The following is a 17,672-nucleotide window of genomic DNA, read 5'->3' as shown; positions in this document are numbered from 1 at the left end:
ATGAGCTTTCAGTTGACGACTAGGGTCATCAAATTGCTTTGCGGCAAGGCTGGTTTTGAGCAAGGGAATATCTACGTTCAAGCTGGACGGGTGTATTTAAACCATACCGATCCTGAAGCTGCAGCGTATACAGCGACGGTACGGGGCAACGAGAGCTATAGCGTCAGTATCGCCATCGATAGCGACGGTGATGTGAAGGCTGACTGTTCATGTCCTATGTACGGGAATAGCGATCATTATTGCGGCCATGTTGCCGCGGTATTAATTGCAGTTCACGATCTTAAGCATGATGGGGCAAAGCCCGTCCGTACCTACAGCTTAACCACGGAAATGGACGAGGCCGGCGGACGCGGACTGCGAGCAGGAAAACCTGCTGGCGCGAGAATTTCAGGGATGGCAAATATGACGCCAAGATTCCGACGTGATTCGATGGCTGCGCGCGATACGGGTATGACCAAGGGCATATTGAAGATATTTGATGACAGGCAGCAGGGACGATTTGTCCGTACTAATCATTTGGCGGATCTGAAGACACCGCTTGAGGTTGAAATTATCTGTAAACTGCATCCTTACCGCTCTCAGAAGCATTTATTCGGCATAGAGCTCAAGGTTGGTACGAAACGGTTATATATCGTGCAAAAAATCCGCGAGTTCCTCGATTGCGTCGAACGCGGAGAGCCCTATGAATTTTCCAAGCATTTCACTTATGTGCCGGAGCTTCATTACTTTCAGCCACAGGACGATGTCGTCATCCGCCAGCTGCAGCAAATCTGCCGCAACGAGCGGATGTATCAGGAGACGAATTCCAAGCTGGGCTCCTATTCGGCGTATGACAGGCTGATCAGCGATGATCGGCTGCTGCTTGTTCCGCCATTCGCCTGGGATGCGCTGCAGCCCTTGCTGTCGGGGAATTCCGCGGTATACATTATGCGAGAGCAGCAAAGGACGCATCCGTTCGAAATTTCAAGTGACAGGATTCCGCTTCATTTCGAGTTCGATGCTTATGAACCGGGAGGATACCAGCTGCGGATCGAAGGGCTGGATGAGCTAGTCGTCTTGGAGGCGTATGGGCTTGTGCTGGCCGGCGATAAGCTGATCCCGCTGCCTGCCGAGCAATGCAGCCGTTTGTCCGAGCTGAAGCATATGCTGTATTACTCGCGAAGCCAGGAAATATATATTGCGGCAGAGCAGATGGAGCCATTTATCGAGAAGGTCGTTCCCGGCCTCAGGAAGCTGGGCACCGTTCAGATGAGCGATGCGATTTCGGGACAAATCGTCCATGCAGCGCTGACGGCCCGGCTTTATTTGGACCGGGTGAGAGATCGGCTGCTGGCTGGACTCGAGTTCCAATACGGAGACATCGTCTTTAATCCGTTAGCGCCCCATGATGAGCGGCGCGGCGAGAGCCGCATCATTATGCGCGATGGCGACAAGGAAGCGCAGATTTTAAGTCTGATGGAGACCGGCTTGTTTGCGCAAACGGAGAGCGGCTATTTTCTGGACGATGAGGATGACGAATACGAATTCCTGTACCGTGTCCTGCCGGAGCTGGAGAAGCTGGTCCATGTGTATGCGACCTCGGCGGTTAAGGCCAGGCTGTATACGGAGCATGAGCCGCCGCAAATTCGCATCGATGTGGATGAGCGAACAGACTGGCTCGAATTCAAGTTCGAGATGCAGGGCATTCCTGAGGCGGAAATCAAAAATATTCTCAGTGCTCTCGAGGAGAAACGCAAATATTACCGGATGCCGGACGGCGCCCTGCTGCCGTTAGAGAGCAGTGAGTTCCAGGAAATGGTTAAGCTCATGAACGAGGTAGGTATCCGCCGATTCGATTTAAATGGTACAGAAATCCAGTTGCCAGCTGTCCGGGGACTGCATTTCATGAATTATGCGGGGACGGGCAGTAACGTGAAGCTGGGCAAGTCGCTCCGGCGCCTGCTGGATCATATGCGGAATCCTGATCATTTGGATTTCCCCGTGCCAGAACAGCTCGATGCCGTCTTGCGGGATTATCAGAAATACGGCTACCAATGGATGAAGACGCTGGCGCATTACCGGTTCGGCGGGATATTGGCCGATGATATGGGGCTGGGCAAAACGCTGCAAAGTATCGCTTTCATCGTCTCGGTGCTCCCGGAAATCCGCCAGCAGGATATCCCGGCTCTGATCGTTGCGCCGGCTTCCCTAATGTACAATTGGGAGAATGAGCTCAGAAAATTCGCTCCGGACATCAAGTCAGTCATCGTGGACGGCAGCCGGACGGAACGGGGACGGGCGATGCGAAATTCCTCTGATATCGACGTTATCATTACGTCCTATCCGCTATTGCGGAGAGACGTTGATCTGTACGAGGGAAGGTCGTTCCATACACTTATACTGGATGAGGCGCAGGCCTTTAAAAACCACACAACCCAGACGGCGCAGGCCGTAAAGTCGATTTACGCCAAATACCGGTTTGCGCTGACCGGAACCCCAATTGAGAATTCGCTGGAGGAGCTATGGTCGATTTTTGAGGCGGTGTTTCCGGATCTATTCCCAGGGCGGAAGGAGTTTAATGAATTGTCCCGGGAGACGATTGCCCGCCGGATTCGTCCGTTTCTGCTCCGCCGGTTAAAAAGCGATGTGTTGAAAGAGCTGCCGGAGAAAATCGAGACGCTGCAGGCCTCCGAGCTGCTTCCCGAGCAGAAGAAGCTGTACCTGGCCTATTTGGCCAAGCTGCAGCAGGAGACACTGAAGCATCTGGATCAGGATGATTTTAAGCGGAACCGGATTAAAATTCTGGCCGGCCTGACCCGGCTGCGCCAACTCTGCTGCCATCCCGGGTTGTTCGTAGAGGACTATAACGGGAGCTCAGCGAAATTTGAGCAGCTGTTGGAAATCGTAGAGGAGTGCCGGAGCGCAGGTAAACGGATGCTGATTTTCTCGCAGTTCACGGAAATGCTGGGCATGATCGGCCGGGAGCTGGGATATGAAGGCGTGCCGTTCTTCTACCTGGATGGCAGTACGCCGGCAGCAGAACGCGTGGAGCTCTGCAACCGGTTCAACGACGGGGAGAAGGACGTGTTCCTGATTTCCCTAAAGGCCGGCGGGACAGGGCTTAATCTGACCGGGGCGGACACTGTTATTTTGTACGATCTGTGGTGGAATCCGGCGGTAGAGGAGCAGGCTGCCGACCGGGCGCACCGGATGGGGCAGAAGAAAGTGGTTCACGTCATTCGCCTGGTCACGCAGGGGACCGTTGAGGATAAAATGTACGAGCTGCAGCAGAAGAAGAAAAATCTGATCGACGAGGTCATTCAGCCGGGGCAGGAGACGCTGTCCTCGTTGACGGAGGAAGAAATTCGCGAGATTCTGATGATCTAGCAAAAATCAAACAACCATGCACCCGCGAGGGAGCATGGTTGTTTGATTAGTTCACGTTATTTCTTGGATATGGCTTCACTGGCAGCGACCAGCTCGCTTTGCTCCTGGGTCATATTGTTCACGGCGCTGAATAGCGCTTTGACCGAGGAAGTCATAATATCGACATCGATGCCGCAGCCCCAATGGACTTTACCGTCCGGCGCCGTAATGCCAACATAGGATACCGCTTGGGAGCTGGAGCCTACTTCAAGCGCATGCTCCTTGTAGACCAGATTGCTGTAGCTGACGCCAAGCTTCGATTGCAGGGCGTTGCTGATCGCGTCGAGCCGCCCGTTGCCGGCACCGTTGATTTCCTGGACTTCACCATTTTGCTTGACTGTAACCGTCGTTTCGTAATCATCGTGCTGCGAGAAGCGGTAATTCAGGAATTCGACAGGCGACTGGATGTTGACGTAGACCTCTTTAAAAATATCGTAAATTTCGTTCGCCACCAGTTCCTTCGCCAGCCGGTCGGAGACGTTCTTGACCCGGTAGCCGAAATCCTCGCGCATTTTCGGCGGGAGATCCAGGCCGTAATGCTGCTCCAGCAGATAACCGATGCCGCCCTTGCCGGACTGGCTGTTGATGCGGATGACGTCTCCTTCGTATTCGCGACCGATATCCTTCGGATCGATCGGCAGATAAGGAACCGTCCAATGCTCGCAGTCATGCTCCTCGCGCCATTTCATGCCTTTGGCGATCGCGTCCTGGTGGGATCCGGAGAAAGCGGCGAACACGAGCTTGCCCGCATACGGCTGTCTTTCGTTCACTTTCATTTTGGTCATGCGCTCGTAAACTTCGATGATTTCCGGGATATTCTCGAAATTCAGCTTCGGATCAACTCCGTGGGAATACATGTTCAAAGCCAGGGTTACAATATCCACGTTCCCTGTCCGCTCCCCGTTGCCGAACAGCGTTCCTTCAACGCGCTGGCCGCCAGCGAGCAGGGCCAGCTCCGTATCGGCAATTCCGGTTCCACGGTCGTTATGGGGATGTAAGGACAGGATGACGTTATCCCGGTATTTCAAATGATCGCTCATGTATTCAATTTGGCTGGCATAGACGTGCGACATCGACATGGAGACCGTCGCCGGCAGGTTGATGATGACTTTATTGTCCGCGGTCGGCTGCCATACGTCTAGCACGGCATTACAGATCTCAAGCGCAAAATCGATCTCGGTGCCGGTGAAGCTCTCCGGCGAGTACTGGAATTTGAAATTGCCTTCGGTTTCTGACGCATATTTTTTCAGAAGCTCGGCTCCGGTCACCGCGATATCGATGATTTCCTGCTTGGATTTCCGGAATACCTGCTCGCGCTGGGCTACGGAGGTGGAATTGTACAGATGTACGACCGCTTGTTTTGCGCCTTTCAGTGACTCGAACGTTTTCTGAATGATATGCTCTCTGGACTGGGTCAGCACTTGAATTGTTACGTCGTCGGGAATGAGATCCTGCTCGATCAGCGTACGCAGGAAGGTGTATTCCGTCTCGGAGGCTGCAGGGAAGCCAACCTCGATTTCTTTAAAGCCCAGCTTGACGAGCACTTGGAAAAACTCCAGCTTCTCCTCCAGATTCATCGGTACGACCAGAGCTTGGTTTCCGTCGCGCAGGTCGACGCTGCACCAGGTAGGGGCTTCAGTAATGTACTCTTTTTGTGTCCATTTCAGGCTCGTTTGCGGAGGCATAAAATAACCTCTGGTGTATTTTTTGAAATTTTTCATAGCAATGACCACCTTTCCCTCGTATTGGATCTTCATTAATTTACAACTTATTTGTATTTGGAATATAAAAAAGCCTTCCATCTCCATAAATACTTAGAGACGAAAGGCTGTTGTCAGCTTACGCGGTACCACTCTGATTCATACCTTGCGGTATGCACTCTGCCGGATACGGGCTGCGTACTCGAATGAGACACTGCCTTATATCCTCCTACTGTAACGGTTAGGCTCCGGCTCCACCTACTTTAATACAATTTCAGCGAGCTACTTCAAGGTGAGTTCGGATTTGGCTTGCGACTGTTTTGCACCGGCCAACAGCTCTCTGGGCGCCTGCGTCAATCCTACTATTCCTCTTCAACGTATTTGAATATTGACGTTAGTTTACTACAACGCTGCGAGGGAATCAAGATATTTTTTTACATGGCTTGGCAATTTTTTTAGTATAGGCTGTTTGGCCCTTCTAACTTATGGAACGAAGGAGCGTACGACTTGAACGGTTGCGGATCTATAGCTCCCTTTGTAATAAGCGTAAATTTTGGTCGTTCCGGCTTTGAGTCCAACGAGATCGCCATTCTCGTCGTAGTCGGCAATTTCCGGGTTATCGCTTCTGAACGTGGTCAGATGGGTGATGTCTGTTCTCTTGGAGGTCGAATAGTCGTAAATATACGTCCTTGTGTCCAGTTTGTCTCCGATAGACAGCGAATATTCGGTGGAATCCAGATTGAAGCCAGCCGGTTCGAGTTCATCTGAATCCTCGGGCAGTACGATCACCGAGAGGGTCGCTTGAAGGCCTTGATAGCTTGCAACAAGACGCGTACTGCCCGGCTCGATTCCCGTAACCCGGCCCAGGCCGTCAACCGACGCAATCGACGGATCTTCGATTTGATATTGCGCAGCAGCCGAGAGAGTGTTCGAATATCCATCCGAATAGACCGCCTGAATGACGGTAGGGGCGGTATGGCCTTTGAGCACTTTTTTCTCGAATTCCACAAAAGAGATCTTTGTCAGCGTCCGCTCTTCGGGCGAAGCGGTTTCTTGCGGCTTAGGCAGCTTGCTCAACTGGGCTTTGTAAATGTCGCCGCGTTTGATCGTGCCTGTTACGATAAACCCGCCGTCCAGAGCTGCTGCTCCTTCGCCATGACTAGAGAGCGTTGCTCCCTCGTATAAATAATCGCCCAGCACCTGGCCTTCATGGTCAACGGTTAGTATGGCATATTGCCTCCTAACGTTGGGGTAGTCCCCTTTTGTATTAGCTCCGAGCAGGGCGTAGCCGTACTCGGCGGGAACCAGCTTGCTGTACGTCCTGATCCCCGAGGAATATTCTGAGGGATAAGCTTTCTCCCATAACATGCTGCCATTAGCGTCGATTTTGGCCAGCATATTTGCGGCCTTACCGAATGAGGTTTTGCGATACCCGATCAGATAACCGCCGTCTTTGGCGGGGATAAGGGTATGGGCGAGAAAGGTTGCCGTCTTATCCTGGTACTGCTTGTTCCATTCCATATTTCCTTTGGGATCCAGCTTGATGATGAGCAGCGCATTTTGGACATCCCCGGTTTCATAGCTCTGTCTTGTTAAGCTGCCTACCGCAAGAAAGCCCCCGTCCGAAGTCTGAACGAGATCATATAAATCCTGGTCGTCCCCGAACCAATATTTCTTATACCACAGCTGCTCGCCCTCGGCAGTGGTTCTAAGGACAAAGGCGGAATAAATGCCGGCACTGGTCGCGCCAAACCCGGTAACTGCATACCCGTCGTCCGCTGTCTCTATGAGCGAGAGCGGGTTGTTATAGTAGTAAGAGTCGTCATAGGTGTTCTCCCATTGAATGGTGCCATGGGCATCCAGCTTTACTAAGTAAATTACGCTGTAAGGCTTGCCGCTGTAATCCGTGATCGTTCCTGCTACCAAGTAACCGCCGTCCTGTGTTTCTATGGCATTTCTTGCTTGATCATTCGAGGAGTAGTTAATTTTCGTCTCCCATTCCGTGCTGCCTTCCGAATCGGTCTTCACAATGTAAGCCATAGTTTCCAGATACCCCCATGAGCCAGGCTCCGAAATATCGCCCAACAACAAATATCCCCCGTCTGATGTGGCGATGACCCCTTTGCCGGAAGACTGGGCTCCGTAGTCCATGGACCACTCCATAACGGTCTGTTCCTTATCGGATGCTGCATAACTATGCTGTGTGAAGCCGGGGAGCCCGCATACGACGGACATTAACATGACCAGGACAGTAAAACATAAGCTTGAGCTGCGGATCAGAGATTTCAACAATTCTTCCACTCCTCTCATTTTAAAAAACAAGGTATGTACATTATGATGATAAAACAGAATACAATTAATCCCACAAAGAGCATATATTCCTATGAATATGTGATTATTTTTCTTTTATGGTAGATCGTTAGGTTATGAAACTTTGGGAGGAGAATGAAATGGGACGGAGGAAGAGGGATTACTTCAGGCATGAGCATAAGGTCATGTTTAAAATTATTTTTTTATCGTTTTATGTCGAAAGGAGTAATCTAATAAAAAGAGCTTGACTTCTAACTAGTAATTTAATATACTGAAATAGTCGTTTGCGGGGTCTTAGCTCAGCTGGGAGAGCGCTTCGCTGGCAGCGAAGAGGTCAGGGGTTCGATCCCCCTAGACTCCATACGGAGAAGAAGGTTAGCCATTTTGGCTAGCCTTTTTTGTTTGTATGGAGTTCTTTCGATTCGGCCGAACCCATGGGTTCAGACTGCGCGCAGGGAGTGGATGAGTTGCTCCGAATGAAAACCCCGAACGGACGAGCACGGCATTGCAATCTACCGCTAAGGTTGTCTTCATCGAATGGTCATCGTGAGCAAGTTGAATCAAGATTGGAAGATCCCATGATGGATCATCGTATCAAAAACCTCCACCGTATCGGAACAGAGCGACCTTATCTCTATGAACAAGAGCCAAATTACAAAGTAACGGAACTCAGCGCCGCTATACGAGCAATTTTAGGTGAGAAACAAGTAGTTTGCATTAATAACGCAATTGAGTTCCGTTAGAATTTATTCTCGTCCATTTTGCTCCGCATAACGCCTTCTAGTTCCGTTAGCCTCAATCCAAGTTCCGCAGACTCTCACCAACATTCAACTGATATGTCCGATATCTTATATTTCCGCCCACAACTACTAAATGATTTGCATCTACCAGACTACGTAATACGCTTCGAGCGTATCTATCTGTAACTCGAAGATGTGCAGCAAGTTCATTCGGCGTAAAAGGCTTGAGTAGTCTGCGTGCATATCGAACCGCTTCTGCTTCCATCCAATTCAATCGGGCATCCACATCGAACGACAGAAACTTTCCCATGAACGATAAGATCAGTTGCTTGCAAAATTCCGGTTCTTCACGAATCGACAAGTACGCTATGGCAAAAATACCCAATCATCAAGAGACAATAAACTTTGTCTGCGGCACAGATCCTTAAACCTGCGTGTGTCCAAATCTCGGGCATGCGACCGGTAATCATGAATTTCAATATCTCCCTTCATATTTCCGGTAAAAAAGCCAAGTCAAGATACCTGTACCCGTTATTAAAATCACGGACCTCCCATTCGGGATATAAATAATCGAAGTTACCGACGACTGGATACCAGATGGAACGTAACATTTCCACGGTCCCGTGGCTCAACCCTTTTTGCAACAATTCGCGTCTTCGATGATTCTTTTCCTGCTCGATTTGCTTGTGCATCCACAACTCATATTTATTCTTAAATATGTACAATCCCCTCCTTGTAACCTAAAAAATGAAAAAGCCGCTTCGATACATCTAAGTATCAAAGCGGCAAGTGCTTCATGTCCGTTGGTTCGAGTATAGCATTGAAGTATCTTCTATTTCAAGGTGAATGGAATAAGGCGTTACGTCTAGGCAAGAACCCAGACAAGTGCATCCACATATATTGATCATCAAGTAATAAATAACAGGTGGATATAACTTTAAGAATGAGGTGTACTATGCCCTATACAGATAATTACGAGAGAGATGTTTACGGGATCCTTGCCTTTTGGTTGCGCAACGATTATGACCATGGCCGATTTTTGGATCGTGAAATTAGTCATTATGAGTTAGAATTGGCCCGCGCAAACCAGCATATGATTCAGCGCTTAGGGGAAGTTTGGAAGAAAGCCGAATTAAAAAATACCGAAATCGGCAGTTTATTGCATGAGGCACAGCATGTTACCCACGAATTCCATAGTTTATTAACTCACACAATGGATCGGTCTTTGAATTGTAGTGTAATCATTTCAACTCCTGTATCTTTGCTTGATCATATGGTGCGCGAGGCGGAGGAGTCGCAAAGAGTATTTCAATTAATCGAGAGCGGCGCCCAAGTATCACCCGCTGACGCAACCATTCATGAAAATGTCTTTTGGTTGAGGCAAATGGCGGATCATCTTGGCTATATAAGACATTATTTAGATATATCTAATTACGACCTGAATTTCAAAGTGACGAATATGATGCAAAAATTTGAACGTTTACTCATGCAAGCAACTGCTCATCAAACCATGTTTCGCCGCCCTCGCCACGAAAATTCACCCATATTAAATGCCTTCAACCAAACCATCATTAAAGAAGCTAAGGAACTAGAAGCATTTAAATTGGAATTGGATGCTTTAATTAAAGAATGTGCGGCTGCGACGACTTCCCCGCCCGACTTGTTGGAACATATCGCTAGGGAAGCGCATCATCTATGGAGAAATTTAGAAGACGCTGTTGTGCGTTAAGGCTGATCCACTTGAAAAATATGAGACGCAATATAAAGTTCACGTTATCGTCGTGGACTTTTTTATTTCTGGTTCAATATAAATGGACGATTGACTGAACTTGGGTTTTTGGAACAGTGAAACTATCTATCTTGGGAGAGTGCAACAATTAAAGAATCGGACATCGTCCCCACGTTGGGGCACATAGATTGAGAAAAAAGTCAAAAGCGACTTGACATTGGAGTCAACTCCAATGCTATTCTGTATTCATGGGAAAAATTTATTCTATACAAGAGGTTTCACAGATGCTTCGATTGCGATCATAATCTATGTCGCCCTGATCATACTGGGCGGTTTCATCTAACTTTGTAGACTTGCTCAAAGCAAGTAAGTATAATTTTCGACTATTCTTGATCTAGCATAAAAATCAAACATAGGAGAATATCATGTCCTGGAGCAAATTAAAGCAGCAATTAGAGAGTTTTCTCAGTCCTTCGTTACAGGGGAAAGTGGAATACCGTGCAACTGGTTATCGTTATTTGCCCGATAAAGCAGGGATTTGTTATATCGCGGTTAATAAGAAAAATATACTGAATATGAACGATGCGACTACCTTAATCAAATGGTATCAATCGGAGCAGGACATTAAAAATGATGCGAGTATCGATATTCCGATCAGCCATGAACAAATAGAAGCTGTCAGAAATGATAGTCATGGCAAGATTCCGGAAGATCGTTTAGTCGTCATTGCGCGAGGCAGAAAAATATCCGAATTGGCAAAAGAGCTTATGGCAGCACAATCCTCACTTAGTAAGTCTAATTTTATAGCTGTAGCTAATCAATTTTTGTCCACGTCTATTGAGGAGAGCATCGAAAGCAAGGATATATTATTAAATATCTTGGCATTGGTGGACAGGCGAGTCGGGAAAAAGCGAATTATAAACATGTCCGAAAAAATCAAGCTGAAGCATCCGGTTGTGCAATATTTTTATAATTTAAGGCTCAGTACGTTCTAATGGGAAGATGAGGAAAACCGCCCCACAAGGGGACGGTTAGATTACGGATAGAATCTGGTTCTTATGATGAATGTCATGTTCTATAAATTCGTGGATGATATAAAGCAATGAGTAGGGAGTGCCTGTATGTGGACAATTTTCTACGCCGTTTGCGGTCACATTTTTAGAGGCGACATCCGGCTCAGTTAGCATGATCTCAATCAATTGAAGACGGGTTTGCTTGAATTCGCCAAGTAACCTATTTTTGGGAATGCCTGAACGGGCATATTCATAAGCTTGTTGATTGAACGAATCGAAATTTGGAAAGATCATTCCTTCACCATTTTTAATCGCAGGGATAATCGTATTAATGAGGTAATTATCCCAATTCATAAGGTGCGAAACAATTTCCGCGACTGTTGCCTTCCCTTCAGCGATTGGAGCTAACCAAATGTTATCGTCCAATTCATGTAATGTATCCGTCCATTCTATAAAATCTTTATACCGATGAATCGTTTCTTTGCCTAAACTAATCATATCAGGAACCTCCAGGTTATAAAGCGTGGTAGGAACTTATGTTCTCATCTTATTCCATAACATCCCAGAAAGCAACAATATTTTACGATAATAGATGTTATGGGATGCTGGCCTGAGCTACCGTTATTTCCCCTTTACCTGTGCATGATCATAATTGAATCCGAGCTCGTATGCTTGCATGAGCAACTGTTTGTGTACTTCCGTGTTTGTATCCAAGGTGTTGTACAAAATTTCAACCCTGCTGTTTTTAATCCCGCAGTAACCAGCTATGGCGACGTTCAATTGATGGTTCATCATTGTATCATATTGTCTCCTTGCCATGCTTTCTTTCGAATCGGCTGCGAGACCAATCCACAACACCTGTCGATGGTGCAGCTTATTGGAGCCATACGCAAAACCATTATTCCATACCCGATCAATATACCCTTTGAGCATAGCGGGCAAATTGTACCACCATACGGGAAAGATATAGGCAAGAGCATCATGTTTTCGCATGCGTTCCATTTCTGCCTCTACTTCAAGTGAATAGCTCTTTTGATCCGATGACCAATCAGGTTCATCTGTTTCCCATAGCACAGGATTAAATCCAATGCGGTGCAAGTCCAGAAGCTCTGTCTGATGACCTGCATCAATAAGGCCTTGAGTAAATCTGTCTGCAACAGCAAACGTAAGAGATTGCAACCTCGGGTGTGATACAACAGTTAAAACGTTCACATTTTGTCACCTTCCTTTTTCGATATGTTACAATTGCATTATGCATGCTATTGTTAAATTTAGGAAGAACGCACTTTTTTGTTCTTATAGAACCGAAAAGTGCCTTAGATACGGGAAAGTAACTAAAACACGATTAAGAAGGTGAATATATGGGAAATCAGCCGATTCAGTTCTATAATATCCCTGCAGAAGCGACTTTGGATGTAATAGGGGGAAAATGGAAGCTATTGATCCTGTGCTATCTAAATTGCGGGCCTATGAGATCGAGCCAGTTCAGAAAAGTGATTCCTAATCTATCCCAAAAAATGCTGACGCAGCAGCTTCGGGAATTGGAGGAAGCCGGAATCATTAACCGAACAATTTATAATGAGGTGCCGCCGAAAGTTTTTTACGAAATCAGTGAATTAGGGAAGTCGCTGAAGCCGATATTAGACCAATTGGGCGAATGGGGAGTGCAATATATTAATGTTAGTAAAAGCAACAATCCGCACGCTAAAATTCAGTTGGGGGAGTGTAACTGACAACGGTCATTCAGATTCTTCTATTATGATATAATCGCCTCAGACGTTGAAGTATTCTAGTTATCTCCCAGGAATAGGTGAGCATGATGGTACCACCCCTAATTACAACGAAGCTCTATATCCCGAAACCTCGACCTGGCGCAGTAGTACGTCAGCGGTTGAAGGAGCGGCTCGACCAAGGTATGCATCGGAAATTATCCTTGATCTTAGGTTCTGCCGGTTATGGGAAAACTACACTAGTAAGTGAATGGCTCTCCAGTAGTGATCGTCCCGTGGCATGGCTGTCGCTGGATGAAGGGGATAATGACATAAGTCGCTTCCTAGCTTATTTTATCGCAGCATTGCGAACAATTGCAGCGCATCAGGAATTGAATGTTTCTGACCTGCTCCAATCTCCACAGTCACCTTCAATCTCTTCCATAATAACTGTTCTGATCAATGATCTTACGAGGCTAGCTGAACCCATTATATTTGTATTCGACGATTATCATGTGATCCACTCCAAGTCTGTGCATGACGCAGTTTCCATGCTGCTCGAGCATATGCCTCCGAATTTACATATGGTTATTCTGACGCGGCAAGAGCCGGAATTGTATTTAACCGAATTACGGGTAAGGGATGAAATCACCGAAGTGGGCGTCAAGGACTTGCGATTCAGCGATGAGGAGTCAGCATTATTTTTGAACCAAACGATGAATTTAGGGCTGTCACTGGAGGTAGCGTCCATGCTTGCGGAACGTACAGAAGGATGGATTGCCGGTCTGCAGATAGCTGCCTTATCTATGCAAGGACAACAAGCTGATGCACTATTCCCCTCAATATTCTCAGGCAATCAACGCGTATTGTTTGATTATTTAGTTCATGAAGTTTTACTTAAACTTCCAGAATCTGTTCAGAAATTCTTATGCTATACTTCGATCCTTGATCGACTATGCGGCTCGCTTTGCAATGCCGTCCTATTTGACGATCCCTCCATTCCTGGAGATCAAGTTCTTCAAACTCTCGAGCGCGCCAATCTATTTATCGTCTCCTTGGACCATGAACAACGCTGGTATCGCTATCACCATTTATTTGCAGAATTTCTGCGACATCAATTACAGCAACGGATCATCCATACTGGCGAGATAGAGGACATGACTGTATTACATCATCGTGCAAGCGTGTGGTATGAGAAACAGGGCTTAAGTTTAGAGGCTTTTCGTCATGCCGTTGCTGCTAATGATATTGAGATCGCCTCCCGGCAGGTCGAAGGCAACGACATCCCTCTGCATCTTCAAGGCGAAGTTGCTCCTGTGTTGAACTGGTTGGAGTCCCTGCCGAGAGCCGAATTGGATGAACGACCCTCGTTATGGGTGATGTATGCTTCGGCATTGTTGATGTCTGGCAGACCAACGGATGTTGAATCCAAGCTGCTGGCTGCAGAGGCTGCTCTACCGGAGACCGCATGGGAAGCCACACCGAATAACCTGCTCGGTATGATCGCGACTACACGTGCTGCAGTAGCTGCATTTACAGTTTCAGGTCCATCAGAATCCGCTGAATTGAGGCTGCAAGCCATAGAAGACGCACTGCAAACGACGAATACAATGGATAAAACGAATGAACTAGTTGGCCAGATTGCTCCAGCGCATGCGCGGAGTGAACTGGACACACATCAAGCAGACATCGTGATTGCGCAGTGCAGCCTTGCACTTAAGTACCTTGATCCTGAGCTTCTCCCTGTACGCATTACTGCTCTATGGATGCTGGGAGTGGCGTATCAGCTCCGCGACAAACGTTCAAAGGCACACAGGGCTTACATCGAGGTTTTGACGCTTAGTCGGAAGATGGGCGGGAATATCATTGAAGTCATGGCGAATGTTGGGCTAGGCAGCCTTAAGGAAAAAGAAAATCGGTTATACGAAGCAGAGGAGTTTTATCGGAGAGCGGTGTTGTCAAACGGTGATTTACCTTTGCCTGCTATATGTGAAGCGTATTTGGGCTTGGCTCGTATATACTATATGTGGAATGATCTTGAGAATTCAATGCAGCATGTGCAGAAGAGTGTACAATTAGCGAAGCTAGTTGATAGCAAAGATACCATTTTGTCATGTAATATCATGATTGCCCGCATTAAGCTATCTCAGCATCATTGGAAAGAGGCGTCTGCAATGCTTGCTGATGCAAAGAAGTATGCTCGTGACCTTCGACTCTTGAATCGATTGCCTGAAATTGAAGAAGTGCAAGCGATGGGGAAGCAGTTTCAGGTAGTATCAACTGCGCATGTAGAGCCTCTGACACAGCGTGAGTTGGAGGTTTTACAATTAATCGCTCATGGGTACTCGAATCAAGAGATTGGGAAAAAGCTTTTTCTAGCTGTGGATACAGTGAAAGGGCATAACCGACGTATATTTGCTAAGCTTCAGGTAGGAAGACGTACAGAGGCGGTTGCTATCGCACGCAAGCTGGGCTGGATTGAATCATGATCAACTCATGATCAACTCATGATCAACTCAACACTTAAGTGTCTATTCATCCATCTCCACTCCGGATATGCTTAGAGCAAATCCATAGTAGAGAAGGAGATTAGCATCATGATAACTAGAACTAATGAAAAAATAATCGGTACATTATTTCTGCTGGCAACAGCAGTCTTCATGATCGGCAGTGCGCTTATCGAATCTAATCTAGCTCAAACGAATTATCTTGCGCATATTTTTCCGAATCGCATGCAAGTAGTAACTGGCCTATTTCTAGAGCTCGCCAATTCTGCTGCGGTAGTTGGTATTTCCGTGCTGTTATTCCCGCTTTTGAAGCATCACAGTGAATTTACCGCTCTTGGATACTTCAGCTCGAGGATCATCGAATCCGTACTGCTTGTCTTGGGCACGATTAGCCCGCTTGTTCTAATCACATTAAGCGAAGCCTATATCGCCGGAGGCGGCATTAGCCATGCCTCTCACACCGAGTTAGGAAATCTGATCATTAAAGGACAAGAGATGACCTTTGAACTGGCGATGCTCATGCTCGGTATTGGCAGTGTGATGTTCTGCTGCTTGTTGTATCGCAAGAAGCTGATTCCAAAATCGCTTTCCTTGCTGGGGATTGCCGGTTATATTGCGCTCATGGCGAGCAGTTGCTTAACGATAATAGGATTCGAGCCGGGGTTCGTTCTGTTTATTCCTGGGGGGATATTTGAAATTATTTTTCCTGTATGGCTGATCATTAAAGGGTTTTATAGAACGGAGTGATGGTAGTTATATCTCATCATGTCCTCGTCCGAATGGCCATCGTGAACTTGATTCATCTAGGCAAATGAACATCAAATTCTGCCCCTCCATGCATATGGTTCCGTACCTCAATCCTTCCGCCGTGCGCGACAACGATTTGCCGTGCGATCGCCAGCCCAAGACCTGATCCTCCGCTGCGCTCTGACTTATCGACCTTGTAAAAGCGATCGAACAAATACGGCATCGTGTCTGCCGGAATCCCCCGTCCCGTATCCTGCACGGTCACGACAACAAATGCCGGATCTTCCGCTAGAGAAACACGAATCGAAATATCACCTCCCGAAGGAGTATGCCGCAGCGCGTTGGCCAACAGGTTCAGGATCACTTGTTTGACCCGCTTAGCGTCGATATCCGCTTCGATGGGGACGGGGCGGTTTGGATTGATTAACCGAATGCCTCGAGCTTCGGCTTCAGGACGGACAAGTTCCGCCAAGTCAGCCAGCAGTCCAGACAGATCGGTCACTTTCCGCTGTAAATGCAGCTCGCCAGCCCCCCGTGACGGGGAATCCGTCACACTTACACCAACGGAATTTCAACTTCTACTGACGTTAGCAACCCGGCCAGGCGTTGTCTACAGCAGATTGCAACTGATGAGAGCAGCGATGGGTGAAGAGCTGATGAACTACGAAAGGACGCTGGATTCGCACATCAGCAAGCTTAGAAAGAAACTGGAACCGGACTCGAGCAATCCAAGATACATCCAGACCGTCTACGGGTTCGGCTATCGGTTTGGTGATCCGTCATGACGCTTCGTTCCAAAATATTCGACGGGATGGCCTTGTTGGTGTTGCTGGTAGGCGCCGCTTACGTCGGGACGACGCAAGGATATCTGGGCAGTCTGTTCGCACAATACTTTACAGAAAATGTGCCGAGTGATATTGAACCGGATCAATTAGAGGGAATTCGGGACTATATCATGAGTCGAATGGGAATGAAAGCAGTCACAGTCACCTTGTTCACAGCCGGAATTGCGCTGCTGATTGGCTATTGGTTGTCGGGCATAATGACCCGCCCTTTGAGAAGATTGATTACCGAAATGGATAAAGTAGCCGATCGGCAACTGGATACGGCAATCCCCGTTCAAGGGCCGGATGAATACGGACAGGTAAGCAGGGCTTTTAACAAAATGACACATCAGCTGCGCGACTCTGAAAACAGGCGTAAACGATTGGTTGAGGATGTAGCGCATGAGCTTCGGACTCCGCTATCGATCGTACTGACCAAATTGGAGTTGGTGCAGCAATCTGCCGTGGATGTTAAACCAGAGACACTGCTTCCGCTTCACGATGAGGTGCTTCGTGTCATTCACTTGGTGGATGAGCTGCAATTTTTAACTTCGGCAACAGCTCGCGTAAGCTGAACGGTTTCGTGATATAATCGTCGGCTCCGAGCTCCAGTCCGATGATTTTATCGGTTTCTTCCGTTTTGGCTGTAACCATGATGATCCCGCAGGAGGAGTTCTGTCTCAATTCACGGCATACGTCGATACCGCTTTTGCCTGGCAGCATCCAGTCGAGCAAGACAATGGCCGGTTTCGCCGTCTGAGCGAGGCGAATTGCTTCAAGTCCGTCCATTGCGGTAAGGACATGATAGCCTTCCTGTTCCAAATACTGCGTCATTGATGCCAGCAATTGATGTTCGTCTTCCACGATCAGCAATGTGTTTCCATACAATGTGTCCTTTCGTATGTTTATTGGCTTCATTATACCATCCTGATTTGCGTATCGGACAAATCCACAGCATATACGGAAGTCCTCCACAAGTTCTACACAT

At 47.6% G+C, this 17,672-nt stretch carries 13 protein-coding genes, 1 tRNA gene, 3 pseudogenes and 1 other annotated feature; of the genes and pseudogenes, 10 read left to right on the top strand and 7 right to left on the bottom strand.

Annotation, left to right across the window (positions count from 1 at the left end; genetic code table 11):
* Positions 1 to 3,366 carry a DEAD/DEAH box helicase gene (locus tag GNP95_RS01830; RefSeq protein WP_155609205.1) on the top strand — a complete coding sequence of 1,122 codons (3,366 nt, stop codon included), beginning with the start codon at positions 1 to 3 and terminating at the stop codon, positions 3,364 to 3,366.
* 56 nt (positions 3,367 to 3,422) lie between these two features.
* Here GNP95_RS01830 and GNP95_RS01825 read toward each other — a convergent pair whose 3' ends face one another.
* Together GNP95_RS01825 and GNP95_RS01820 are read right to left on the bottom strand one after the other, a co-directional pair.
* On the bottom strand, positions 3,423 to 5,126 hold the full coding sequence (locus GNP95_RS01825; protein ID WP_155609204.1) for a 2-isopropylmalate synthase: 1,704 nt from the start codon (positions 5,124 to 5,126) through the stop codon (positions 3,423 to 3,425).
* A 92-nt stretch (positions 5,127 to 5,218) separates the two neighbouring features.
* Positions 5,219 to 5,490 (bottom strand) — a binding site (T-box leader).
* Between the two features lie 98 nt (positions 5,491 to 5,588).
* Positions 5,589 to 7,397 carry a hypothetical protein gene (locus GNP95_RS01820; protein ID WP_155609203.1) on the bottom strand — a complete coding sequence of 603 codons (1,809 nt, stop codon included), beginning with the start codon at positions 7,395 to 7,397 and terminating at the stop codon, positions 5,589 to 5,591.
* Between the two features lie 306 nt (positions 7,398 to 7,703).
* Between GNP95_RS01820 and GNP95_RS01815 the strand changes: the two genes are divergently transcribed.
* Both GNP95_RS01815 and GNP95_RS01810 read left to right on the top strand, forming a co-directional pair.
* A tRNA-Ala gene (locus GNP95_RS01815) sits at positions 7,704 to 7,776 on the top strand.
* Positions 7,777 to 7,993: 217 nt separating this feature from the next.
* Positions 7,994 to 8,158 carry a hypothetical protein gene (locus GNP95_RS01810; RefSeq protein WP_196427042.1) on the top strand — a complete coding sequence of 55 codons (165 nt, stop codon included), beginning with the start codon at positions 7,994 to 7,996 and terminating at the stop codon, positions 8,156 to 8,158.
* Positions 8,159 to 8,210: 52 nt separating this feature from the next.
* On the opposite strand, the pseudogene GNP95_RS25995 reads toward GNP95_RS01810, so the two are convergent.
* Positions 8,211 to 8,847: pseudogene (locus GNP95_RS25995) on the bottom strand (transcriptional regulator).
* Positions 8,848 to 9,110: 263 nt separating this feature from the next.
* On the opposite strand from GNP95_RS25995, the gene GNP95_RS01805 reads away from it, so the two are divergent.
* Positions 9,111 to 9,884: a DUF2935 domain-containing protein gene (locus GNP95_RS01805; RefSeq protein WP_155609201.1), complete on the top strand. Its 774-nt coding sequence runs from the start codon at positions 9,111 to 9,113 to the stop codon at positions 9,882 to 9,884.
* Positions 9,885 to 10,309: 425 nt separating this feature from the next.
* Positions 10,310 to 10,879, top strand: coding sequence for an SF0329 family protein (locus GNP95_RS01800; protein ID WP_155609200.1), 570 nt, complete (start codon positions 10,310 to 10,312; stop codon positions 10,877 to 10,879).
* A 36-nt stretch (positions 10,880 to 10,915) separates the two neighbouring features.
* Here GNP95_RS01800 and GNP95_RS01795 read toward each other — a convergent pair whose 3' ends face one another.
* Positions 10,916 to 11,395: a DinB family protein gene (locus GNP95_RS01795; protein WP_155609199.1), complete on the bottom strand. Its 480-nt coding sequence runs from the start codon at positions 11,393 to 11,395 to the stop codon at positions 10,916 to 10,918.
* A 123-nt stretch (positions 11,396 to 11,518) separates the two neighbouring features.
* Positions 11,519 to 12,109 (bottom strand): NAD(P)H oxidoreductase, encoded by a 591-nt coding sequence (locus GNP95_RS01790; protein WP_330163223.1) that lies wholly within the window; start codon positions 12,107 to 12,109, stop codon positions 11,519 to 11,521.
* Between the two features lie 149 nt (positions 12,110 to 12,258).
* On the opposite strand from GNP95_RS01790, the gene GNP95_RS01785 reads away from it, so the two are divergent.
* The 3 genes from GNP95_RS01785 to GNP95_RS01775 all read left to right on the top strand — a co-directional run bounded on the left by GNP95_RS01785 (position 12,259) and on the right by GNP95_RS01775 (position 15,860).
* Positions 12,259 to 12,630, top strand: coding sequence for a winged helix-turn-helix transcriptional regulator (locus GNP95_RS01785; RefSeq protein WP_155609198.1), 372 nt, complete (start codon positions 12,259 to 12,261; stop codon positions 12,628 to 12,630).
* Between the two features lie 83 nt (positions 12,631 to 12,713).
* Positions 12,714 to 15,095 (top strand): LuxR C-terminal-related transcriptional regulator, encoded by a 2,382-nt coding sequence (locus GNP95_RS01780; RefSeq protein ID WP_196427041.1) that lies wholly within the window; start codon positions 12,714 to 12,716, stop codon positions 15,093 to 15,095.
* Between the two features lie 108 nt (positions 15,096 to 15,203).
* The gene (locus GNP95_RS01775; RefSeq protein ID WP_155609197.1) at positions 15,204 to 15,860 is read left to right on the top strand and encodes a DUF4386 domain-containing protein; all 657 of its coding nucleotides are present in this window, start codon (positions 15,204 to 15,206) and stop codon (positions 15,858 to 15,860) included.
* A 52-nt stretch (positions 15,861 to 15,912) separates the two neighbouring features.
* On the opposite strand, the gene GNP95_RS25985 is transcribed toward GNP95_RS01775, so the two are convergent.
* Positions 15,913 to 16,362 (bottom strand): sensor histidine kinase, encoded by a 450-nt coding sequence (locus tag GNP95_RS25985; protein ID WP_330163222.1) that lies wholly within the window; start codon positions 16,360 to 16,362, stop codon positions 15,913 to 15,915.
* A 43-nt stretch (positions 16,363 to 16,405) separates the two neighbouring features.
* Between GNP95_RS25985 and GNP95_RS01765 the strand changes: the two are divergent.
* Positions 16,406 to 16,645 (top strand): annotated as a pseudogene (locus tag GNP95_RS01765) (winged helix-turn-helix domain-containing protein); the annotation flags it as partial.
* Positions 16,642 to 17,259, top strand: a complete 618-nt coding sequence (locus GNP95_RS25980) for a HAMP domain-containing protein (protein ID WP_330163221.1) — start codon at positions 16,642 to 16,644, stop codon at positions 17,257 to 17,259. The pseudogene GNP95_RS01765 and the gene GNP95_RS25980, both read left to right, overlap by 4 nt.
* Here GNP95_RS25980 and GNP95_RS01755 read toward each other — a convergent pair.
* Positions 17,228 to 17,602 (bottom strand): annotated as a pseudogene (locus GNP95_RS01755) (response regulator transcription factor); the annotation flags it as partial. The gene GNP95_RS25980 and the pseudogene GNP95_RS01755 overlap by 32 nt on opposite strands.
* Positions 17,603 to 17,672 lie beyond the last annotated feature (70 nt).

Origin of the sequence: Paenibacillus woosongensis (assembly GCF_009725165.1) — a bacterium.
GTDB lineage: Bacteria > Bacillota > Bacilli > Paenibacillales > Paenibacillaceae > Fontibacillus > Fontibacillus woosongensis.
Note: the sequence above shows the minus strand (reverse complement) of the source record. Positions and strands in the feature narration are given on the sequence as shown.

What these genes read in the sequence shown, in the direction of transcription:
- GNP95_RS01830 (WP_155609205.1), top strand. Translation starts at nt 1, where the DNA reads ATGAGCTTTCAGTTGACGACTAGGGTCATCAAATTGCTTTGCGGCAAG.
- GNP95_RS01825 (WP_155609204.1), bottom strand. Translation starts at nt 5,126, where the DNA reads ATGAAAAATTTCAAAAAATACACCAGAGGTTATTTTATGCCTCCGCAA.
- GNP95_RS01810 (WP_196427042.1), top strand. Translation starts at nt 7,994, where the DNA reads ATGATGGATCATCGTATCAAAAACCTCCACCGTATCGGAACAGAGCGA.
- GNP95_RS01805 (WP_155609201.1), top strand. Translation starts at nt 9,111, where the DNA reads ATGCCCTATACAGATAATTACGAGAGAGATGTTTACGGGATCCTTGCC.
- GNP95_RS01800 (WP_155609200.1), top strand. Translation starts at nt 10,310, where the DNA reads ATGTCCTGGAGCAAATTAAAGCAGCAATTAGAGAGTTTTCTCAGTCCT.
- GNP95_RS01795 (WP_155609199.1), bottom strand. Translation starts at nt 11,395, where the DNA reads ATGATTAGTTTAGGCAAAGAAACGATTCATCGGTATAAAGATTTTATA.
- GNP95_RS01785 (WP_155609198.1), top strand. Translation starts at nt 12,259, where the DNA reads ATGGGAAATCAGCCGATTCAGTTCTATAATATCCCTGCAGAAGCGACT.
- GNP95_RS01780 (WP_196427041.1), top strand. Translation starts at nt 12,714, where the DNA reads ATGATGGTACCACCCCTAATTACAACGAAGCTCTATATCCCGAAACCT.
- GNP95_RS01775 (WP_155609197.1), top strand. Translation starts at nt 15,204, where the DNA reads ATGATAACTAGAACTAATGAAAAAATAATCGGTACATTATTTCTGCTG.
- GNP95_RS25980 (WP_330163221.1), top strand. Translation starts at nt 16,642, where the DNA reads ATGACGCTTCGTTCCAAAATATTCGACGGGATGGCCTTGTTGGTGTTG.